Source organism: Marinobacter sp. 1-4A (assembly GCF_016597725.1).
GTDB lineage: Bacteria > Pseudomonadota > Gammaproteobacteria > Pseudomonadales > Oleiphilaceae > Marinobacter.
Window position 1 is genome coordinate 124,016 of sequence record NZ_VCGY01000005.1, and the last position, 18,921, is coordinate 142,936.

General features: G+C 52.8%; 14 protein-coding genes. 7 read left to right on the forward strand and 7 right to left on the reverse strand.

Annotated elements, in window-relative coordinates; all coding sequences use genetic code 11:
- Positions 1 to 63: 63 nt before the first annotated feature.
- The 6 genes from FE845_RS12235 to FE845_RS12260 all read left to right on the forward strand — a co-directional run bounded on the left by FE845_RS12235 (position 64) and on the right by FE845_RS12260 (position 7,481).
- Entirely contained in the window at positions 64 to 2,364 is a 2,301-nt protein-coding gene (locus tag FE845_RS12235) for a response regulator (RefSeq protein WP_227714307.1), read from the forward strand.
- Positions 2,361 to 2,549, forward strand: coding sequence for a DNA gyrase inhibitor YacG (yacG, locus tag FE845_RS12240; RefSeq protein WP_200365002.1), 189 nt, complete (start codon positions 2,361 to 2,363; stop codon positions 2,547 to 2,549). The genes FE845_RS12235 and yacG overlap by 4 nt, the downstream gene beginning before the upstream one ends.
- 169 nt (positions 2,550 to 2,718) lie before the next feature.
- The gene (locus FE845_RS12245) at positions 2,719 to 3,279 is read left to right on the forward strand and encodes a YfaZ family outer membrane protein (protein ID WP_200365004.1); all 561 of its coding nucleotides are present in this window, start codon (positions 2,719 to 2,721) and stop codon (positions 3,277 to 3,279) included.
- Between the two features lie 26 nt (positions 3,280 to 3,305).
- Positions 3,306 to 5,495 (forward strand): hypothetical protein, encoded by a 2,190-nt coding sequence (locus FE845_RS12250; protein ID WP_200365006.1) that lies wholly within the window; start codon positions 3,306 to 3,308, stop codon positions 5,493 to 5,495.
- A gap of 103 nt (positions 5,496 to 5,598) precedes the next feature.
- Positions 5,599 to 6,516, forward strand: coding sequence for a glucosaminidase domain-containing protein (locus tag FE845_RS12255; protein ID WP_200365008.1), 918 nt, complete (start codon positions 5,599 to 5,601; stop codon positions 6,514 to 6,516).
- Positions 6,517 to 6,569: 53 nt separating this feature from the next.
- A complete protein-coding gene (locus FE845_RS12260) occupies positions 6,570 to 7,481 on the forward strand; it encodes an acyltransferase (protein WP_200365010.1) in 912 nt (303 codons plus the stop codon).
- A gap of 33 nt (positions 7,482 to 7,514) precedes the next feature.
- Here FE845_RS12260 and FE845_RS18840 read toward each other — a convergent pair whose 3' ends face one another.
- The 4 genes from FE845_RS18840 to zapE form a co-directional block, all read right to left on the reverse strand.
- Positions 7,515 to 10,202: a LuxR C-terminal-related transcriptional regulator gene (locus FE845_RS18840; protein ID WP_200365012.1), complete on the reverse strand. Its 2,688-nt coding sequence runs from the start codon at positions 10,200 to 10,202 to the stop codon at positions 7,515 to 7,517.
- 163 nt (positions 10,203 to 10,365) lie between these two features.
- On the reverse strand, positions 10,366 to 11,727 hold the full coding sequence (locus tag FE845_RS12270) for a DUF1329 domain-containing protein (protein WP_200365014.1): 1,362 nt from the start codon (positions 11,725 to 11,727) through the stop codon (positions 10,366 to 10,368).
- Between the two features lie 33 nt (positions 11,728 to 11,760).
- The gene (locus tag FE845_RS12275) at positions 11,761 to 13,614 is read right to left on the reverse strand and encodes a DUF1302 domain-containing protein (RefSeq protein WP_200365016.1); all 1,854 of its coding nucleotides are present in this window, start codon (positions 13,612 to 13,614) and stop codon (positions 11,761 to 11,763) included.
- 255 nt (positions 13,615 to 13,869) lie between these two features.
- Complete coding sequence (gene zapE / locus FE845_RS12280; protein WP_200365018.1) at positions 13,870 to 15,003, reverse strand: cell division protein ZapE; 1,134 nt, start codon at positions 15,001 to 15,003, stop codon at positions 13,870 to 13,872.
- 193 nt (positions 15,004 to 15,196) lie between these two features.
- On the opposite strand from zapE, the gene FE845_RS12285 reads away from it, so the two are divergent.
- Positions 15,197 to 15,625 (forward strand): YhcB family protein, encoded by a 429-nt coding sequence (locus tag FE845_RS12285; RefSeq protein WP_200365020.1) that lies wholly within the window; start codon positions 15,197 to 15,199, stop codon positions 15,623 to 15,625.
- Positions 15,626 to 15,639: 14 nt separating this feature from the next.
- On the opposite strand, the gene FE845_RS12290 is transcribed toward FE845_RS12285, so the two are convergent.
- From FE845_RS12290 to hisD, 3 genes are all read right to left on the reverse strand, one after another.
- Entirely contained in the window at positions 15,640 to 16,383 is a 744-nt protein-coding gene (locus FE845_RS12290) for a Nif3-like dinuclear metal center hexameric protein (RefSeq protein WP_200365022.1), read from the reverse strand.
- A gap of 162 nt (positions 16,384 to 16,545) precedes the next feature.
- Positions 16,546 to 17,598 (reverse strand): histidinol-phosphate transaminase, encoded by a 1,053-nt coding sequence (gene hisC, locus FE845_RS12295; RefSeq protein ID WP_200365025.1) that lies wholly within the window; start codon positions 17,596 to 17,598, stop codon positions 16,546 to 16,548.
- On the reverse strand, positions 17,591 to 18,901 hold the full coding sequence (gene hisD / locus FE845_RS12300) for a histidinol dehydrogenase (RefSeq protein ID WP_200365027.1): 1,311 nt from the start codon (positions 18,899 to 18,901) through the stop codon (positions 17,591 to 17,593). The genes hisC and hisD overlap by 8 nt, the downstream gene beginning before the upstream one ends.
- Positions 18,902 to 18,921: the final 20 nt, after the last annotated feature.

Below are 18,921 nucleotides of genomic sequence, written 5' to 3' on the forward strand. Positions count from 1 at the left end.
CAGGGAATTTGTGCCTTGCCTTCAACCCGGTTTTTCTCGCGTTTGGGTATTCGGCCGCTCGCAATGCGGCTGCTTGCATACGTATTGCTGTTCAGCCTGGTCATCTCGCTGGTAGCCACCGGCGTGCAGATGATTGGTGAGTTCGAACGCCGAAAATCGGACCTTCAAGAGACTCAGAAACGCGCCGCTGGCCTAGTTTCAGGGGCCATGAGCAATAATATTTGGTTGATGAATTTCAGCGAAGTGGCCAACAGCTTGGATGACATGCGGGCGGTAGAAGCCATCCACTACGCGAGAGTTGTCACCTCAACCGGCGAGCAGTTCACCACAGGCAGCTACCCGGAAGGCCGGGTCATTTCCCAAACGTTCCCGCTGGTGTTCAACCGATCCGCCTTTCGAGGCCCGGAAGATGTGGGCACTCTAACCCTCACCTCTTCCGTAGAACAAGTGTATTCAGACCTTCGCAATCGCGCGCTGATCAATCTTTTGTTCCAGTCAATCGTGGTGATGCTGGGTACTCTGGGGCTAGTGGTGATCGTTCGTCTTATGCTTTCCCGCCACTTGGAATCGATGGCTGATTACGCGGCCAAGCTTAATTTAGACGCGTTGGTCGATCCACTGCAACTCAAGCGCAAACCGCCCCGAACCCCGGATGAGCTGTCTGAGCTTGAACACGCGCTTAATAAAATGCGCCTGCAAATTCTTGAAGATACCCGCTCACTCCGGCAAGCCACTCTGCAGTCGCAAGGTGAGCGAGATGAGGCTATTCAGGCCAACCGTGCGAAAAACCAATTTCTGGCCAACGTGAGCCATGAGCTGCGCACGCCTTTGCAGTCAGTGCTCGGCTACGCCAACCTGCTGACAGATACACCGCTAGATCAGGAACAACGAGACTACGTACACACGCTGCTCAACGCCTCTGAAAGCCTCTCTGCCATTATTAACGACCTTCTCGACATATCCAGCATGGAAGCCCAAAAACTGGTGCTTGAGAAGATTCCCTTCGACTTGCGGGAGACTCTAAACGACTTGGTGCACATGCTCGGGGGGCGCGCCCGCGAAAAAGGGCTCGCACTGGAACTACGCATTGAGGAAGAGCTACCCTGGGCCTTGCGGGGCGATCCTGTACGCATTCGGCAGGTGCTCATCAATCTGGTGTCCAATGCGATTAAATTTACAGATTCAGGGCATGTGCTCATTAGCATTGAGGTGCTGGGGCGGCGCGACGATAAGGTTCGCCTGCGTTTGGCTGTGGAAGATACGGGGGTTGGTATCAACCCGGAAGATGTGCCGCTGGTGTACGAGCCCTATGTTCAGCTAGGCCAGAGATTTCAGCGCCAACTTCCCGGTGCCGGGCTGGGGCTAACGATTTGCCGCCAACTCGTTACTCTAATGAATGGTTCTTTGGATGTGGAAAGCAGGCCCGGAGAAGGCTCTACATTTTGGGTTGAGCTAACCCTACCGACGGCACCCGAGAGCACAGCAAGGGTGCGCCCGGATGCACGTATGATTCGGGGTAAGCGTGTTCTTGTGGCGGATTCCTACGAGCTGTCCCGTAAAATCACACTGGAAATGCTGTCGCGCCATGAGGTTCACATAGAGGCGGTGAAGTCCGCTGGGGAAGCTCTCACATCGTTACGCTTGGCGTTCGACAATCAGGAGCCGTTTGATGCCATCATTTTGGATGGCTTTTTGCCGGATATGGACAGTGATTTGCTTTGCAAGCAGGTGCGAGACAATTCCCTGTGGGCCGATACACGGCTTCTCATTCTCTCTTCAAACCCCCAGCGCGGCGATGCCGAGCACTTCCGCCAAGCGGGTGCAGATGCGTTTCTCAGCAAGTCTCTGCGGGAGTCTTGCCTAACGCCTATTCTCAACAAGCTTTTTGAAGATTTATCAAAGGATAAGCGGCGCTTCCGTACTCGGTTTTCCCTTCAGGCTACCCATGAAACGGGCAAACATCAGAAACTGGATTTGCGCCGCATGAGGGTGTTGTTGGTAGAAGACAACCCGGTAAACCGTACCCTCACCCGCAGGCTATTAGAGAAGCTTGGGTGTGAAGTGATGACGGCCAATGACGGCGAGGCGGCAAACAGCCTGTGGCAGCTGCATGCATTTGACCTTATTTTTATGGACTGCATAATGCCCAAAGTTGACGGCTTTGAAGCAACCCGGCGCCTCCGCGCTTGGGAAGCAACCCACAAGCGCACCAGAGTGCCTGTGGTGGCGCTAACAGCCAGCGCCATGGAAGAAGATGAAGAACGCTGCCGCCGGGCAGGCATGGACTCTTTTGTTGCCAAGCCTGTTAACATTGAAACGCTGCGGGCAGTGCTGGACCAATACGCCCGTGGAGCTTCGAAATGAACGTAAACTGCCCTACCTGCAAGAAATCCGTGGAATGGAAAGACACCAACCCTTGGCGCCCATTCTGCTCGGAGCGGTGCAAACTGATTGATTTCGGCGCTTGGGCCAATGAGGAATATCGGGTTCCCGCAGAGACAGCGTCTCCGGAAGATCTGGATCAAGGCGGCGATACAACGCGCCACTAACCCCTCAGACCAAAGATCGTATTGATTTTACCCCCTGCCTATAATGGGCTTACACGCTTGTAAGTTGTGGTGCAGCAGGTAGCCCGTTACCATTCTGACTGTGATATCTATCGTTAATGTCGGCAGATTCCGGCGTGTTACTCGCACCGCAAATTTATAAGGTAAAAGTATGAAAGTATCCCGCGTTTCCGTATTGGTTCTTTCTCTGGCTGCGGCCCCTGTGTTCGCAAGCGATTTGGACCTGAGCCTAACTAACGACTCCGTAAAGGGGCAGGTTAATTTTTTCGGAAACAATAGCGATCTTCAACTGGGTGCTGGCTACACCTACCATGAAGGCAGTCGTCACATTGGTAATATCGACTTTCATGCCCAAGGTCGCACGGCTTTGGGCAACTTACCCACAACGGCTGGCATTGGCATGCGCGGCATTGTGTGGGATCAGGACCGTGCCGACGGTGGCGCAGTAGGGCTGGGTGGCTTTGCAACGGTGAATATCCCTAAAGCGCCCGGCCTATCATTCACTGGCGGCCTGCATTATGCGCCAAGCATTCTCTCGTTTGGTGACTCTGACGATATGACAAGCCTTGAACTGCGCGCCAGTTATCGAGTTATTCGTAATGCCGAGGTGTTTGCGGGTTACCGTTACCTGAATACTGAGCTGGAATTTCCATCCAACCCTGACGTAAACCTCGATGAAGGTGTTATGGCTGGCATGAAAATTTTCTTCTAACACCGCTTTTGCGGGGGCAACCTGATATGCGACTGACACTGGGGCTACTTCTTTTCTCTGCGATTACGCTAACAACAGGATGCAGCGGTGATTCCGCTATTGACGGGGCAAGAGAGCAGCCCAATTCGTTTGCGGGTGAGAAAAATCCAGCGAACGATTTTAGCCCCGGTAGCACCGGAGACTCTGGAGATAACAGCGGTCTCGCAGCCAATGAAGTTCGCGTAACCATGGAATTGCCCGGTGGCCTTGCGCCAGATGGTGAACCAACACGTCGCAATCTTCGCATTGTGAAACCCGATACGGTTCGGGTGTACCAAACCAATAGAAACCTGCAGGTACTTGGCGCCCCGGAATACACCACCCGGGAGGATAGCAACGGCGTAACTGTGATCACCTTTGAGAACGGGCAACCCCTAGCTCCAGACGTTGTCATTGAGGCCCAATATGGCAATGCTGTTTTACGGGCGTTAGCAGCCGACGCTGACCGCGATATCAAGGTTAACCCGTTTTCCGAATACCTCGTGCGCAACACACTTACGCAATACTCCGCCAGCGAGTTCCAGCGCATTCTGGATTGCGCAGATGAAACCAGCGACACTCTGTGCATCAACAAATACGTTTGGCCCGCGTTGGCTGATCAGGTTCACGATTTCGAAATTGATATCCCAACCGGAGCTAGCATTGCAGGGGCACTAGACCTGCTCGCCCAGCGGGCAGACTTTGCCAGCTATGTTGTTTCAGCGGCAAGTTATCCGTTGCTGGATAACCAGTCCTCAGACAGCATTTCTGCGAGCTCAGCGGAATACAACTCTATTTTTATGGGAATAGAGCTGGGCCAGACGTTTCTCGAAAGTAGCTTAACCGGCTCTGGCCAGTGGGGTATTCGCACCGGGCGTGAGGAGTCCACCAGCCCCAGTGCCGAAACAGCCTACACATACCCAGGGCTAACCTTGGCCAGCCTTGATGTTTTCAATATCAACGTTACCTCCCTTGCCTCGCAAATTCCTTACGACCGAAAAACGTTGATTCATAAACAAGGCAACGAGTTTTTTACCCGGGGTACGGATACCTGGGCTTTGAATTCCCATTCAACCTCCCCCGGTGGCGCTACACTCGATAGAGATACTCGTTTGCTGGCCGTGCGCGCCCTTTATCAAAGCATTACCGGCAGAAACAGCTCGAGAACCATAGGTTGGACCCGCAACCCTTACTTTCTAGACGCTTACGTTGGCGAAGCGGGCGGCGACAACCTTGGTCCAGACCGTGCTCTGGCAGGCTATTTTAGCGCAGGCAAAGCCATTCAATTGGAATCAGAGAATGGCAAACTTGCACGTAAACAGACGCTGGAAACCCAGTACGTATCTTCACTTCAGCTAAACCTATTACGGCAGGAAGGCTTTGATGCGAACACTCTGAACGGCAGGGATTACAACCTCGTTTATTTTGCCACTCGGTTTTCAGAGTCCACAACGCCGCTACAAGTTGAGTCAGGAAACGGGTTATGGCAGGTGCGCGCAAACGGCGACAACAGCGCCATCACGCAAACAAAAACCTATAGCACCCTAAACCGGGACAGCTCGGGAGCCGTTTTGGTGGGGGGTGACGGCAGCCGTTCGGATAATTGGATCATCACGCCCCGCACCGCACGCCTGAGTACGGGAGATAAAAACATCGGGCGGCTCAATCTAGATGTAAATAACCCGGCAGGGCCCTTCGGACAGCCGGATCTGGGCGTAGGCGCTAGCGTGCCTGACGGTTCTCTGTTGGCGTTTAATCTGGTCAATGCTGCGTCGTCTAGCGGCATCATTGGTGATGGTCTGCTCATCGCCGCAGAACGGCGCCCGTCACCTGCACCACAATCCGGCCGGTACCGGGTTCAAGGTTTTGCTATGGGCATGGGAGATGGGCTCAATAGGCTGGCTCACCTGAACGACGGCACTCTGAATCTATCCGGTAGCACCGCAAGCCTGAACAGCAACACCTTAAACGTTGTTCACTCGGTTGATAATGCAACCGTTGCTGCGCCCTCCTCCGGGCAACTGTCTACAACCTTGGAGTACAGCGACAAAGGCAATGGCGAAGTGAGCTTTACTGCCGGTGATCTGTCGCTCACCGGTTTTGTAACGGCTGATCAAACCCAGTTCTTCTTGTTATTCCGCAACACGGTTAACGGCGAAGAGCAGCGAGGCCTTCTTATGGCAACCAAACTGCCGTGAACCCTCTGGCAACCTAGCTCGTACAACCTGTTATAATGTTAATCATAATGCTCGGTGGTTATAAGCTTGCCGACCACAAAAACAGGTTGTAACGAGAGGTTTTATGTTCCCCGCAACGCGTGCGTTGATGCTGGTAATCCCCTTAGCGGTTTTTGCCATCGCAGGTGGACTTTATACACCGTCGGATCCCTCAGGGAACAACGCGGGCTCAGAGCCAACTCTGGATTCGCTTCCGCCTTTGCCCGCTTGGGCTCGCGCCGATTTACCAGATTTTTCTAGCTACCGGGATACCACCGAAAAGAAAGTCGCTTTTTTCTCGTTTCTTTATCCGCGCATTGTGCTTGCCAACTCCCGCATATTAATTGAGCGGGACTATCTTGACAGTCTCGCCCGCAAAGAGACCTTATCCAAAAAAGAGCACACCTGGCTTGCAGCTCAAGCCAAGCGATTGCGTGTGGACGAAGAACCCGGCACGCCAGAGCAGTTCAATCTTCTGCGAAAGCGGCTGGACGTTATCCCGCCCTCGCTTATTTTGGCTCAGGCAGCCAATGAGTCCGCCTGGGGCACGTCGCGCTTTGCCCTTCGCGGTAATAATCTGTTCGGCCAATGGTGCTTCTCGAAAGGCTGCGGCTTAGTTCCACTAAACCGTGTAGAGGGCGCCAGCCATGAAGTAGCCGCCTTTCCTTCGCCATATCACTCCGTTCGGGCTTACATTCAGAACCTCAACCGGCATGCGAGCTATCAGGGTTTACGCAACACTCGCCTTGATGACAGAGCCGCAGGCGATCCGCTCTCCGGGCTTGCTCTGGCACGGGGGTTGGTGAGCTATTCCGAGCGCGGGGAGGAATATGTTGATGAAATTCGGTCGATGATTCGTTATAACAACCTTGAATTCTACGATACCGAATTCCGAAAGATTCTAAGCGATCGCAGCCCCTTGCATTTGAAGAGTCTGGCATCGGCAAGCGCTGAGCAGATTTTGCTGCCCGGGCAGATTAGTGGCTCTTCTGCTGAGGGCTAACAGCCAACTCACCTTTAAACATTATTGCTTTCAAATAACAGAGACGTTTTCGAATGCTTTATTTTTTACCTGCACCGCTAAAAGGCGCTCTGGCGGTTCTGCTTGTAATATCGAGTACCCTTGTACTTTTTCCGTTTCTGATGGTTTTTGCACTGCTGAAACTGGTGCTACCGATTACAGTTATTCGCAAAGGCTGCACAGTGGTATTGAACGGCATTGCCCGGCTATGGATAGGGTTCAACAATCTGGTGATGGATCTCCTACACAAGATTGAGTGGGATGTACGAGGCGCGCAGCATCTCAGTCAGGAGCATTGGTACTTTGTGACCTGCAACCACCAGAGTTGGGCCGACATACCGGCCATACAGTATGTTCTTAACAGCAAGATTCCGCTGCTCAAGTTCTTCCTAAAGAAGGAGTTGATTTGGGTACCACTGCTAGGGGTAGCTTGGTGGGCGCTGGATTTTCCGTTTATGCATCGTCACACCAAAGAACAGATTGCTAAGAGGCCGGAGCTGAAAGGCAAAGATATAGCCGCAACCGAAGCAGCGTGCGAAAAATTTCGTTATACACCTGTGACTATTTTCAACTTTATGGAAGGCACCCGCTTCACACCTGCCAAGCATCAGCGCCAGAACTCACCATACAAACACCTGCTCAAGCCACGCGCTGGCGGTACAGCCTTTGTTTTGGGGGCGATGGGCGAGATGCTGCATACCATGCTGGATGTGACCATCGTTTACCCTACAGAACAACCTGTCGGAATTTGGGATTATCTCAGCGGACGCATTCAAAAAATCACTATTGATATTAAGGTGCGAGAGATTCCGCCGCAGTTTTTAGGAATGGACTACGAGAACAACCGTGAAATCCGGGTGGAATTTCAGCGCTGGGTCAGTGCACTCTGGGCTGAAAAAGACGCTCGCATTGAAGCCCTGAAAAACGAGAGTTCTCAAAACCTATAACCCAAACCCCATAACCCACAATCAGCGGGTTTGCTACAGCAGCCCGAGCTCTCTGGCTCGAACCGTTGCCTGAGTTCGGGAACGCACTTCCAGCTTTGCGTTCAGTCGGCGAGCATGGGTTTTGACCGTATGTAGCGAGATGTGCAAGGTGTCGGCAATCTCCTGATTCGACAGCCCCTTGGCAATCAGCTCCAGAACAACCAACTCCCGCTCGCTGATGGGCTCGGCCAGTGAAGCCGGTGACTCCCCTGCTGCTAAACCAAACAGGCGACCCAGAGCGTCCCGGAACGGCGTTTTCGGTAACTGGCTGTAGGCTTTTGCCATGAGCTCACTCAATTCCAGTTTCAGTTCGGCAAACGGGCTTATGAAGTGCTCCTTGGCGGCTTCGGATACCACCGCCACGAGTATATTCTGCGCAGCTGCAAAGCTCTTGTCTTGGTTGACCAGTATGGCTTCCAACAAACGCATGTGCAGGTCTACACCCCAGGGAATGGCTTCGCCATGGCGCTTGCGCGTGTTGGAAAGAGTCCCACGGGCGTTAAGAGTTTCACCTTTCGCGAGGTCCAGCCGCACCTGAAGGCAATCGAGCAGGCCCGGCATCATCGGGAAAAGCTCTGGCACACAACCAGCTTCCCTATATGGCTGTAGCTTTTTAAGTGCCTGTGCAACGCTCTCTAGCTGGTTCTGGGCCAGCCAACAACTCGCTTTGAGGGCTTCGAGCACTGGTACGTACAGAGATTCATCCACTTGCCAGGTATGCATGGTGCGCTCAGCCCTGCCGACCCAGGTGAAAGCCTCTTCTAAGCGACCTTGAGAGCGACACATCAGCACTCGAATAGCCATAGCCAACAACAAGCCGAGATCGCGTGTCTGTTCCGCGTGGCGACCGCAGGACACCAGCAAACGGTCTGCCTCTGCGTCACGCCCCTGATGCCAGAGCACGAGCACCAGATTCAGCTGAAGTCTGGTTTCACCAATGCGCGCTGGCCGCGCTTGTTCCTGAATCACCGTATCCAGTGCAGTTCGCAGCAATTGTTCCGCATGCTTCAATGCACCTTTCCCCAACTCAATTCGGGCATGAGCGTAAACTGCCAAGGCTTCTGAGCCAGAGTCACCCGCCTCTCTGGCCAAACGGGACGCCGCCCGGTTAGCCTCGCGAGCATCCGAAAACCGGCCAGAGGCGCATAACGCACTGGCACGAACCATTTGCGTAACAAGCTGGCCCTGAGGTGATAGCTCGCCGCCGGAAAGAGCAAGGTCTGCCATTTCCAGTGCTGGAGTCACCTGCCCTTCGCCACGCAGAATAAACGCCTTAAGTGCACAGATCCGTGTTTCGTATTCCTGATAGCTCTGCTTATCCATGCCATCCAGCAGCATTTTTGCCTGCCTGAACTGCCCCCCGATCGCATGCACCCAACTGTACACAATTCTCAATCTTGGGCTGCGTTCTAACAACTGGGCGGGAAGGCTCTTACGCAAGCGCAGTAATGAGGCAGTGTCCTGCCCCAGAAGTAGCGCTTCGGATCCTTCAGATGCAATGCGAATGACTTCATCCGAGTCCCCGGCTAACAGCGAGTATTTCAAGGCTTCGGGAAACTGGTCGCGACTGCCAAACCACCGGCTCGCAGCGAGCATTCTATCGCTGTGGCCAGCCATTACAGGGGCCTTTAGCCACTCCATCAACAGCGGGTTGAGCCGGTACCAACGTCCCCAGCCGGGCATAACCTTTATCGGTAAGCCACGTTCATAAGCCTCGGATGGCAGCAGAAAACCGTCTGGAATGAGTGGCTCCAAAGCCAAAAGCAACTCATCCGAGCAAAGCCCAAGCTCTGACATGGCTTTTAAAGAGCGAACCTGACCATGAGCCAAGCTGCCCAATACAGACTCCTTTAAGAATCTCTCCACGCCGGGCGCTTCTGAAACCGCGTGCCTGTCGGCGCTTTGAAGAATATCGCGGCGGTACAGAGCAAGGGGCGTGGGCCAGCCTTCTGTCAGGTCGTATAAGTGATCTATAGCTACACTGGTCAGTTGTTGAGTGTTCAGCACATCGCGGAAAAGCTCAAACGTTTCACCCCGACTGAACTCCAGTTTTTCAGGCCCTATACGGGTGAACCGGTTTTCCAGCTCTAAAGCGTGGGTTTCATAAGGCAATGCCTGCCGGGAGAGCATGACAACAGAAAAGTGTAACGGAATATCTGCAACTAGTTGTTGCAGCAAAACAATGACCGCGGGGTTTGTAATCTGGTGCAGGCCATCCAGAACCAGAACAGAGCGTTGCTCTGATGGCTCTCTTTTTAACGCCAGCAGCATTATGGCCAGAACATCGTGAAAAGTGGTGCCCCCCTGCAGACTAATATCGCAAGATTCGGGAACATCCAAAGCCACAGACAGAAGGTTTAGAAAGCGGGTGGGCGCGTTGTCTTGACAGTTAAGCGGCAGCCACCGCACACAACCTTCCGGTATGCCAGCTGCCTTAACAGCCGTTGCAACCGTGTGGGATTTACCATAGCCACAGGGGGCCTCAACAAAAAGCACGCCCTGCGGGGCTAGGGCATCCTTAACCAAAGCATCCAGATGGGGACGCTCCAAAGAATGTTCAGGCAAAACCGGCGCCTGCAGTCTTTGCCTAAGCAAGTCTCTTACAAGCTCGCCTCGCTGCAGCCCACTGTTTGCAGATTGGAACTCGTCATTGGCTGCATAGCCATCACGGAATGATTTCACACGCTGCCCCGAATACAACTTTAGTAGTGTTAGAAGGTTAAACCAACTAAGGGTCCGGCTGCAAAGTTTTGACGTGGAAGCTATTAATTTGGCGGCAATTTTTTATCGCAGAAACAGAAACGGCGGGCCAAGGCCCGCCGTTTCTGAAAGATCCACTTTACCCTTAGCGGGTGCCCGCACGGCGCAATGCCGCTGGCGTGTAATCTCGTGATTGGCGCTGAACACCAAACTGGTACGGATCCACCTCTTCGTTTGTCAGGCCTAGCACTAAGTAGCGACCGGACAGAAGGTCGTACAGGGTCTCAACCGCATACCAGGGCACAACCTGATCATAGAACTGCATGGAGTGGGCTTCCGCCACACGCCAGAGCTCACCACGGCCATCGTAATGGTCGATAACGGCAGCCTGCCAGGTATCTTCATCAAAAAAGAAGTCTCTCTGGCCATATATGTGACGCTCACCATCTTTAAGGGTTGCGCGTACATGCCATACACGGTGGAGCTCGTAACGGGTCAAATCTTGATTTATGTGCCCCGCTTTAACGATCTGGTCATAAGTTAAGTCACGGTCAACAAGCTTGTAGGAGTTGTATGGAATGTACATTTCCTTTTTGCCAAGCAGTTCCCAGTCATAACGGTCTGGGGCGCCGTTAAACATATCGAAGTTATCCGAGGTACGCATACCATCAGAGGCCGTGCCCGGTCCGTCGTACGCAACCTGAGGTGCACGGCGAACACGGCGCTGTCCAGCGTTATATACCCATGCACGGCGTGGTTCTGAAACCTGATCAAGCGTTTCGTGAACCAGCAATACGTTACCAGCCAAACGTGCTGGAGCAGTAATAGCCTGCTTGAAGTAGAACAACACGTTGGCATCTTCGCCAGGCTCGTAATCTTGCAGGTAGGTTCTCCAGCTTAGCTCATCCTGAAACTTTACGATGGAGTAAGCACCGTTTGCTGTAGGCGTTGCTTGCCCAACATTACGCTGAACAGAGCCACCACGGTAACGGGTGATGTGGTTCCAGATCACTTCCAATCCGTTCTGGGGAATCGGGAATGGCGTCGCGCTCTGGTAGTTAGCCATGCCGTTACCATTCTTGATCAATTCCGTTTTGGTCGCGTTTTTAATGGTCTCGTCCATTACGTCTTCCGGATAGGCACCTGTACGGTGCGTCTCGTATACGGGGAGGACGTAGTCTGAATACTGCTTGATCATCGCTACCTGCCCGGGGGACAGTTTGTCGGCATAGTCTGCAACGTTGCTCTGATCAATGGTGAACTGTGGCTTCTCGTTCGGGAACGGGTTTACATAAATGCCGTCGCCCTTGTACCCGGCTGGTGGTGTTGTAAGGCCGCCATCCCACGCAGGAATAGCACCGCCATTACCTGCCTTTTCTGCACCCATGGGCGTTAGCGTGTCACCCAGCTTAGCCGCTTCTTCGGCAGAAACTGCACCCCAAGCCTGACCTGCAAACAGACTCGCCGCCAGAACACCCGTGGCCAGTAGTTTCTTGTTTAGTTTCATTTAAAATACCTCGTTAAACGAATTCTTGACGGTTTAGAATGAGTAGGAAACGCTAGCACTCACGAAATCCCGGTCAGTCAACTCGTTATACGGCTTGCCACCGAAAAAGTTTGTGTAACCGATGTTACCGGTAATTTTGTTCTGGTAAACCGCTTCAACGGACAAGCCAATCGCCTTGTTACCTTCGTTAAAGGCACCACCGGGCTGCGGGCCATAACCTTCTACATCATGACTCCAAGCCAACTGCGGCGATAGGTTGATACCCGCAAAGGCATTCGGGTAGCTCCATACCAGACGGGAACGGTAGCCCCAGGAAAAGTCTGTGGTGAACCCGTCATTCGTGCAGTAGCTTGCGTTGATGTTGATGCCTGCCGCACAAACGTCAACCATGTTTCCACTGCCATCATCCGTTGGCAATGTGCCAAGGCCGAAGGTACCTGAACGGCCGTAACGAGCCTCATCAAGACCTGGGAAGTCATGAATGTAAGTGGCGCCAAACTCTGTAATCAGCGACACACGGCTTGCGCCCATAATCTGATCAAAGAACTTAATCAGTGTGAACTGGACCTGAGAAACGCCAAACCGGTCGTTACCCGAGACTTTGGATCCTGGCAAAAGCGTACCACCCGCTTCTTCAAGGCGTTGCTGCTCCAACTTACTGACTGGGCTGCCGTCGACTGGGTTTTGTAATCTAATACCACCGTATATCAGCTCAAACGCGTTCCATTGCAGAGGCATTTTGTCGCGATAGGAGTACTCCGCGCCCAATGACCAACCACCCGGAGTGTTGGTGTTGATACTGATACCGTAAAGGTTAATATCTTCCGGATATTCAATAAAGTAGCTCGGAAACTGTTCGCCGGTATCTTTGATAGTACCGCTTACATAAGGTAGACGGCTGTTGTACTTGATGTAGTAGAAGCCCAGTTCCGAATCGTTCAGCGCAGGCACATACCAGCGCATTGCCACACCAAACTGGTCTTTTGAGCCGGCTTCCTCATCAGCAAGACGCGGGGCTATAAACCCTTGAGCAAGAGCCTGAGAGTCTGGCAGCTGACCTGCAAGCAATACCGGGCCACAGCCGTCGGCTGCAAAGTCATTAGTAGAGAAAAATGTTCCGCAGTCATCCGGGCGGACAGGCGCCCAATCTGTCTGTACAAACGTTTCCAGTGTGACGTTCTCTGTAACACCTGCTGACATGTAGAACATCTCAACAGGTAGAAGAGCATCTTTGAGCTCAGAGCCAGGTGCACGGAAAGCGGGTATATCAACAGGGTTGATCGTGTTTATCCCTCCCTGAATAAAGGTACTCTCACCCCAGCTCAGCACTTGCTTACCGTAACGTACGCTCAGGGGAACATCACCCAGATACCAGTCGGTAAACACATAAGCGTCGAGAATTTCACCACCCGATGCGTTGCCTTTGGCAGAGCTGTTGAGTTCACGGCGCTGACCAACATCATCAACTGCTCTTCTTTCATCTTTTAGTTCAAAGTCATACCAGTAACGACCGCGAATCAAACCACCGACACGAGTCAGGTACTGGCTATCGACTGCATAATCAAGGAACAGCTCACTGTTACCTTTAACAATCTTGGAGTAGGTATCACCTTTATCAAAGTTCAGGTTACCGTCATCGTAGTTGTTTGTTGATGCACCCTGAGTGGTGTTAGCAAACTGCGGGCCCAAGTTACCCTGTGCTATCAGGCGCTGATCGCGTTCGGCAACTCGCCACCCTGCGCCAGCAGAGAGCGTGGTGTTGAACTGCGCTTCCACATCCCCGATGTAAAAAGAGTATGCAGATGCGTGGCCGGACATACCGGCCGCCACTGCCACGGCAAGCGGTAATCTTGTCCAACGCTGCCATTGATGTGTTTTTCTTGTCATTGGAAGGCTACTCCATTGTTGTTCTGAGTCGCTGCTCTGATTATTGGTATTCACGAAGTATTGGAGGCTTCATGCACAGTGCTCGTGATGTAGGCACTATAGCTAACGCTGTCCAGTGCTTTGATCAGTCAAAAGTATGATTTTGCTCTCACTACCTGCTCACCGCTCCGATCAGTGTCGGGTTTACTCGCACGCATTCACTATAGACAAGAATTCCGGATGCAACCACTTTGCTTTTGATGGTTTTTTCCACGGTTAGGGCTTATGCGGTGCTTCCAGATACTCCTGAGACTGCATTTCCAGAAGGCGCGATTCCGTGCGTTCAAACTCGAAGCTCAAGCGTCCGCCGGAGTATAGCTCTGTGATAGGTGCTGCAGCGGAGATAATGACTTTCACATTGCGATCATAAAACTCGTCAATCATGTTTACGAAGCGACGAGATTGGTCATCTTTGTCACCTCCGAGCACAGGCACATTACTGATAAGGATTGCATGAAACTGGCGAGCCATTTCAATGTAATCATTCTGGCTGCGCGGCCCGTCACACACGTCTTTGAAATCAAACCAAACCACATCATCCGCGTGCGCTTGGGCCGGAATCTTACGGCCATTAATTTCCATGCTTTTACTGTGCTTGCCGGCTTCAACCGCCAGCGCTTCAAAACTTTGTCGCAAGCTGGCGTCAGCATCGGCACCCAGCGGCGAGTAATAGAGTTCGGCTTGCTCCAGCGTTCGCAGACGATAGTCTACGCCGCCGTCTACATTCACCACATCTGTGTATTTATTTACAAGCGCAATGGCTGGCAAGAAGCGCGCCCTTTGCAACCCATCTTTATATAGGCCATCGGGAATAATGTTGGACGTACACACCAGTGTTACACCCCGCTTGAACAGCCCCTCCATCAGGGTTGCGAGGATCATGGCATCGCCGATATCGGAAACAAAAAACTCATCAAAGCAGATTACACGGACTTCATCGGCAAATTTTTTGGCCACCAAATCCAAGGGGTTTTTTTCGCCTTTAAAGCTTTTCAGCTCTTGATGAACACGCTGCATAAAGCGATGGAAATGCACGCGCATCTTGCGCTTAAACGGGAGGGACTCGTAAAAAGTGTCCATTAAGTAGGTTTTGCCACGGCCTACACCACCCCAGAAGTAAAGGCCTTTAACGGGCTCTTCTTTCCCTTTTTTAAACTTGCGCCGCAATTTGGTTACGGGTTTGCTGCGTTCGCTTTCCGCTTCCACCAGTTTGTCGTACAGTGTCTGCAGGCGTTGGACGGCATCGGCCTGTGCAGGGTCTTTGTGAAACTCCGGGCGCTCAAGATCCTTTTGGTAACGCTGCCAAGGTGTCTGGTTTGCAGTGCTTTCAGAAGGCATAGAATCTGTCATCAGGAATTCCCGGGGTCTGATCGTTGATTTTGGCGGCGCATTATCGCGTATTTACGCTTTTTTCGCCACGCTGGCGGGCCGCTGGGCAATACGACGATTGGCGCAGCATTCAGGCATGGGCTGATGGGGCTGCGGGCGTTATACTCATTGGTACGGATTGGCTCATTTTTAAGGCAACAGGACGACACAGCATATGACAAACCTGATTCTGGCAGCGATTGCCGCATTGATTGTTGGCATTGTCATCGGAGTGGTTTTTGGCCGTTCGGGACAAGGTTCTTCGCTTCGGCAGCGCCGTGCGGAACAACAGGCAGAAGAGTTGCGTAACGAGTACACCCGCTATCAGGCTCAGGTAAACGAGCATTTTATGGAGTCCGCGGATTTGCTGCGCCGGTTCAATGATGTTTACCGGGATGTGAACCAGCATATGGCTCGCGGGGCTAATCGTCTTTGCAACGATGAAGACTGGATGGCCGAGCTTGCTGAGCAGACTTCCCGCAAGCGCTTGGAGGAGGTCAGTGAAGATGGTCTTGAGCCACCCAGAGATTACGCGCCCAAGACTTCCGGGACGCTTTCTGAGGACTTTGGTTTAAAGAAGGGTGATAAGGCTGCCGAGGCCTGAGTAAGGGCAGCTATCTAAACTGGATTATCGCAGTCGATAAAACGGTGTTTGACTCCAAATTCTTTTTCTAGCGCCTCTCCCAGTGCTTTCACTCCATAGCGCTCTGTGGCGTGATGACCTGCGGCGTAATAATGGATTCCGCACTCGCGGGCAGTATGAGTGGTGGGTTCGGAAATCTCGCCACTGAGATAGGCGTCGAGGTCAGCATCAATGGCTGCATTGATGAAACCTTGAGCAGCGCCGGTGCACCACCCCACCCGTTTAATGTCGGCCTTCCCGGCTCCGACTTTTAGCGGCTCGCGGTGGAGCGCTCGGGCAATATGAAGGGAAAACTTTTCGGGGCTCATAGCTTCCGGCAGCTCGCCTTCCCACACCAGTCCATTTAACGGGCGGGGGTTCTCAATACCGAGGATATCTGCCAATTGGCGGTTGTTGCCATATTCTGGGTGATCATCCAGCGGTAGGTGGTAGGCAACAAGGTTGATGTCGTTGTCCAACAGGCGCTTTAAACGTTCACGCTTCATACCTCGAATTCTTTGATCCTCACCTTTCCAGAAGTAACCGTGGTGAACGATCAGCATGTCGGCATTGGCTGCTATGGCAGCTTCTATAAGATCACGGGAGGCGGTTACGCCGGTGACTATGGTGTTTATCTCACTTTTGCCTTCGACTTGCAGGCCGTTGGGGCAATAGTCCTGAAAGTTCTCAGGCTGCAGCCATTCATTCAGAACCGCAAGAATGCTTTCGCGTGTTGTCATGCGTTTTCTCCGCGTATATCACCGAAATTCAGGCGAGCGGGGCGCAGCGAGGCTTCCGGGAATGCCGGCGGCCAAGGATGGCCGACGACAAGCGCACATGGATGTGCTCGTAGCGGTTCCTGGAAGCCTCGCTGCGCCTCGCTCTTACCGTGAACCTTAAGGCTAGGGTAAACGAAGAGCAGAGATCAATGCGTCATTTTGCTCTGAGGTACCAATGGTAATCCGCAAAAACTCGCTGATTCTTGGCTTGTTGAAATGGCGAACAATGATGCCCTGCTCTCGGAGCGCTTTCGCCAGACTTTCACCGGACTTTTCTTTGTGGCGGGCGAACACAAAATTGGCTTTGGAGGGCAACACTTCAAAGTTCAGACTTTCCAGAGCCTTAGTCACGCGCTCCCGCTCGGAGATTACACCTTCGCAGGACTTCTGGAACCACTCTTGATCTTCATAAGCGGCTTTTGCTCCAGCCTGCGCCAGTCTGTCCAACGGGTAGCTATTGAAGCTGTCTTTAACGCGATTTAGCGCTTCGATCAGACCCGGGTGACCGATAGCAAACCCAACTCGCAAGCCAGCCAATGAACGGGCTTTGGAAAGCGTTTGGCAAACAAGCAGATTGGGGTATTGATCCACAAGCTTGATGGCGGATTCGCCGCCAAAATCCACATAAGCTTCATCGACCACGACAACACGTTCAGAGTTGGCCCGCAGGATAGTCTCTACATGCTCCAGCCCAAGATAACGGCCCGTGGGCGCATTGGGGTTGGGGAAGATGATCCCACCGTTGGGCTGTTTGTAGTCGTCCGGATTGATTTCGAAGCTGTCTGTGAGGGGTACTTTGGTGCCTTTAATATTATAAAGACCGCAGTACACCGGGTAGAAGCTGTAGGTTACATCCGGGAACAGGATGGGTTGGCCGTGCTGGAAGAGAGCATAAAATATGTGAGCCAGCACTTCGTCTGAGCCATTGCCGAGAAATACTTGCCCGGGTTTTACGCTGTGATAGTCAGCGATGGTTTGACGCAAGCTTTCGCCTTCGGGATCCGGATAGAGGCGCAGGCTGTCATTGAGCTCGGCTTGAATGGCTTCTATAACTTTCGGTGATGGCCCGTAAGGGTTTTCGTTGGTATTAAGCTTTACCAGATTGGCCATTTTTGGCTGTTCGCCTGGCACATAAGGAACCAGACCTTCCACCATTGGACTCCAGAATTTACTCATCGTTTTTAATCCTGTACTCAGCTGAACGAGCATGGGCAGTAAGCCCCTCACCTCGCGCCAAAACCGACGCAACACGGCCCATCCGGTCAGCGCCCTTGGCGCTGAAACCTATAATAGATGAACGCTTCTGGAAGTCGTATACACCCAGCGGTGAGGAGAACCGGGCTGTTCCGCTGGTGGGCAAAACGTGGTTCGGGCCAGCACAGTAATCGCCCAAAGCTTCAGCAGTGTAACGGCCCATAAAGATAGCGCCAGCGTGACGGATTTCATCCAATAAGGCTTCTGGAGCTTCTACCGATAGCTCCAAGTGTTCGGGAGCGATGCGGTTGGAAACCTTGGCCGCTTCGCTCAGGTCTGCAACCTGTATCAATGCCGCTCGGTCAGTCATGGAGGTGCGGATAATGTCAGCTCGCTCCATGGTGGGTAGCAATTTGTTGATACTGGCTTCGACGGCATCCAAAAAATCGGCGTCCGGGCTGATCAATATGGACTGAGCTTGCTCATCGTGCTCAGCCTGAGAAAACAGATCCATCGCGATCCAATCCGGGTCGGTTTTGCCGTCGCAGATCACAAGAATTTCCGAAGGGCCAGCGATCATGTCGATGCCCACGGTGCCAAAGACCTCCCGCTTCGCTGTGGCAACAAAGATGTTCCCAGGCCCAACGATTTTATCGACAGCAGGGATGGTTTCCGTGCCGTAGGCTAGAGCTCCAACAGCCTGCGCACCACCTACGGTGAATACACGATCAACACCTGCGATAGCGGCGGCGGCAAGAACCAAGTCGTTCACCACACCATCCGGAGTGGGCACAACCATAATGACTTCGCCTACACCAGCCACCTTGGCGGGAATAGCGTTCATCAAAACGGAAGAAGGATAGGCCGCTTTACCGCCCGGCACATACAGCCCGGCACGATCCAACGGCGTCACCTTCTGGCCCAGAACAGTGCCGTCTTCGTCTTGATACTGCCACGACTTCTGGTTCTGGCGCTCGTGATAATCCCGCACCCGATCCGCAGCCTGCTCCAGCGCCACACGCTGATCTTCCGGAATGGCCTTCAAAGCCTGCTGCAAACGGCTCTGGCTCATTTCCAGTTCCGCAACGCTGCTCACATTCAGCCGATCAAACTTCTCCGTAAACTCCAGAACCGCCTGATCACCGCGAGTTTTCACTTGATGCAGAATATGACGCACTGACTCGTTCACCTGATGATCAACACTGTCATCCCAAGCCAGCAGCATGGCTAACTGGCTATCGAAGTCATTTTGGGAGGCGTTTAATCGTTTGATGTTAACGGTCATTTCTCAAATCCTGCTTTGGA

Coding starts and splice junctions, on each gene's coding strand:
- FE845_RS12235 (WP_227714307.1), top strand. CDS start 64: ATGCGGCTGCTTGCATACGTATTGCTGTTCAGCCTGGTCATCTCGCTG.
- yacG (WP_200365002.1), top strand. CDS start 2,361: ATGAACGTAAACTGCCCTACCTGCAAGAAATCCGTGGAATGGAAAGAC.
- FE845_RS12245 (WP_200365004.1), top strand. CDS start 2,719: ATGAAAGTATCCCGCGTTTCCGTATTGGTTCTTTCTCTGGCTGCGGCC.
- FE845_RS12250 (WP_200365006.1), top strand. CDS start 3,306: ATGCGACTGACACTGGGGCTACTTCTTTTCTCTGCGATTACGCTAACA.
- FE845_RS12255 (WP_200365008.1), top strand. CDS start 5,599: ATGTTCCCCGCAACGCGTGCGTTGATGCTGGTAATCCCCTTAGCGGTT.
- FE845_RS12260 (WP_200365010.1), top strand. CDS start 6,570: ATGCTTTATTTTTTACCTGCACCGCTAAAAGGCGCTCTGGCGGTTCTG.
- FE845_RS12270 (WP_200365014.1), bottom strand. CDS start 11,727: ATGAAACTAAACAAGAAACTACTGGCCACGGGTGTTCTGGCGGCGAGT.
- FE845_RS12275 (WP_200365016.1), bottom strand. CDS start 13,614: ATGACAAGAAAAACACATCAATGGCAGCGTTGGACAAGATTACCGCTT.
- zapE (WP_200365018.1), bottom strand. CDS start 15,003: ATGACAGATTCTATGCCTTCTGAAAGCACTGCAAACCAGACACCTTGG.
- FE845_RS12285 (WP_200365020.1), top strand. CDS start 15,197: ATGACAAACCTGATTCTGGCAGCGATTGCCGCATTGATTGTTGGCATT.
- FE845_RS12290 (WP_200365022.1), bottom strand. CDS start 16,383: ATGACAACACGCGAAAGCATTCTTGCGGTTCTGAATGAATGGCTGCAG.
- hisC (WP_200365025.1), bottom strand. CDS start 17,598: ATGAGTAAATTCTGGAGTCCAATGGTGGAAGGTCTGGTTCCTTATGTG.
- hisD (WP_200365027.1), bottom strand. CDS start 18,901: ATGACCGTTAACATCAAACGATTAAACGCCTCCCAAAATGACTTCGAT.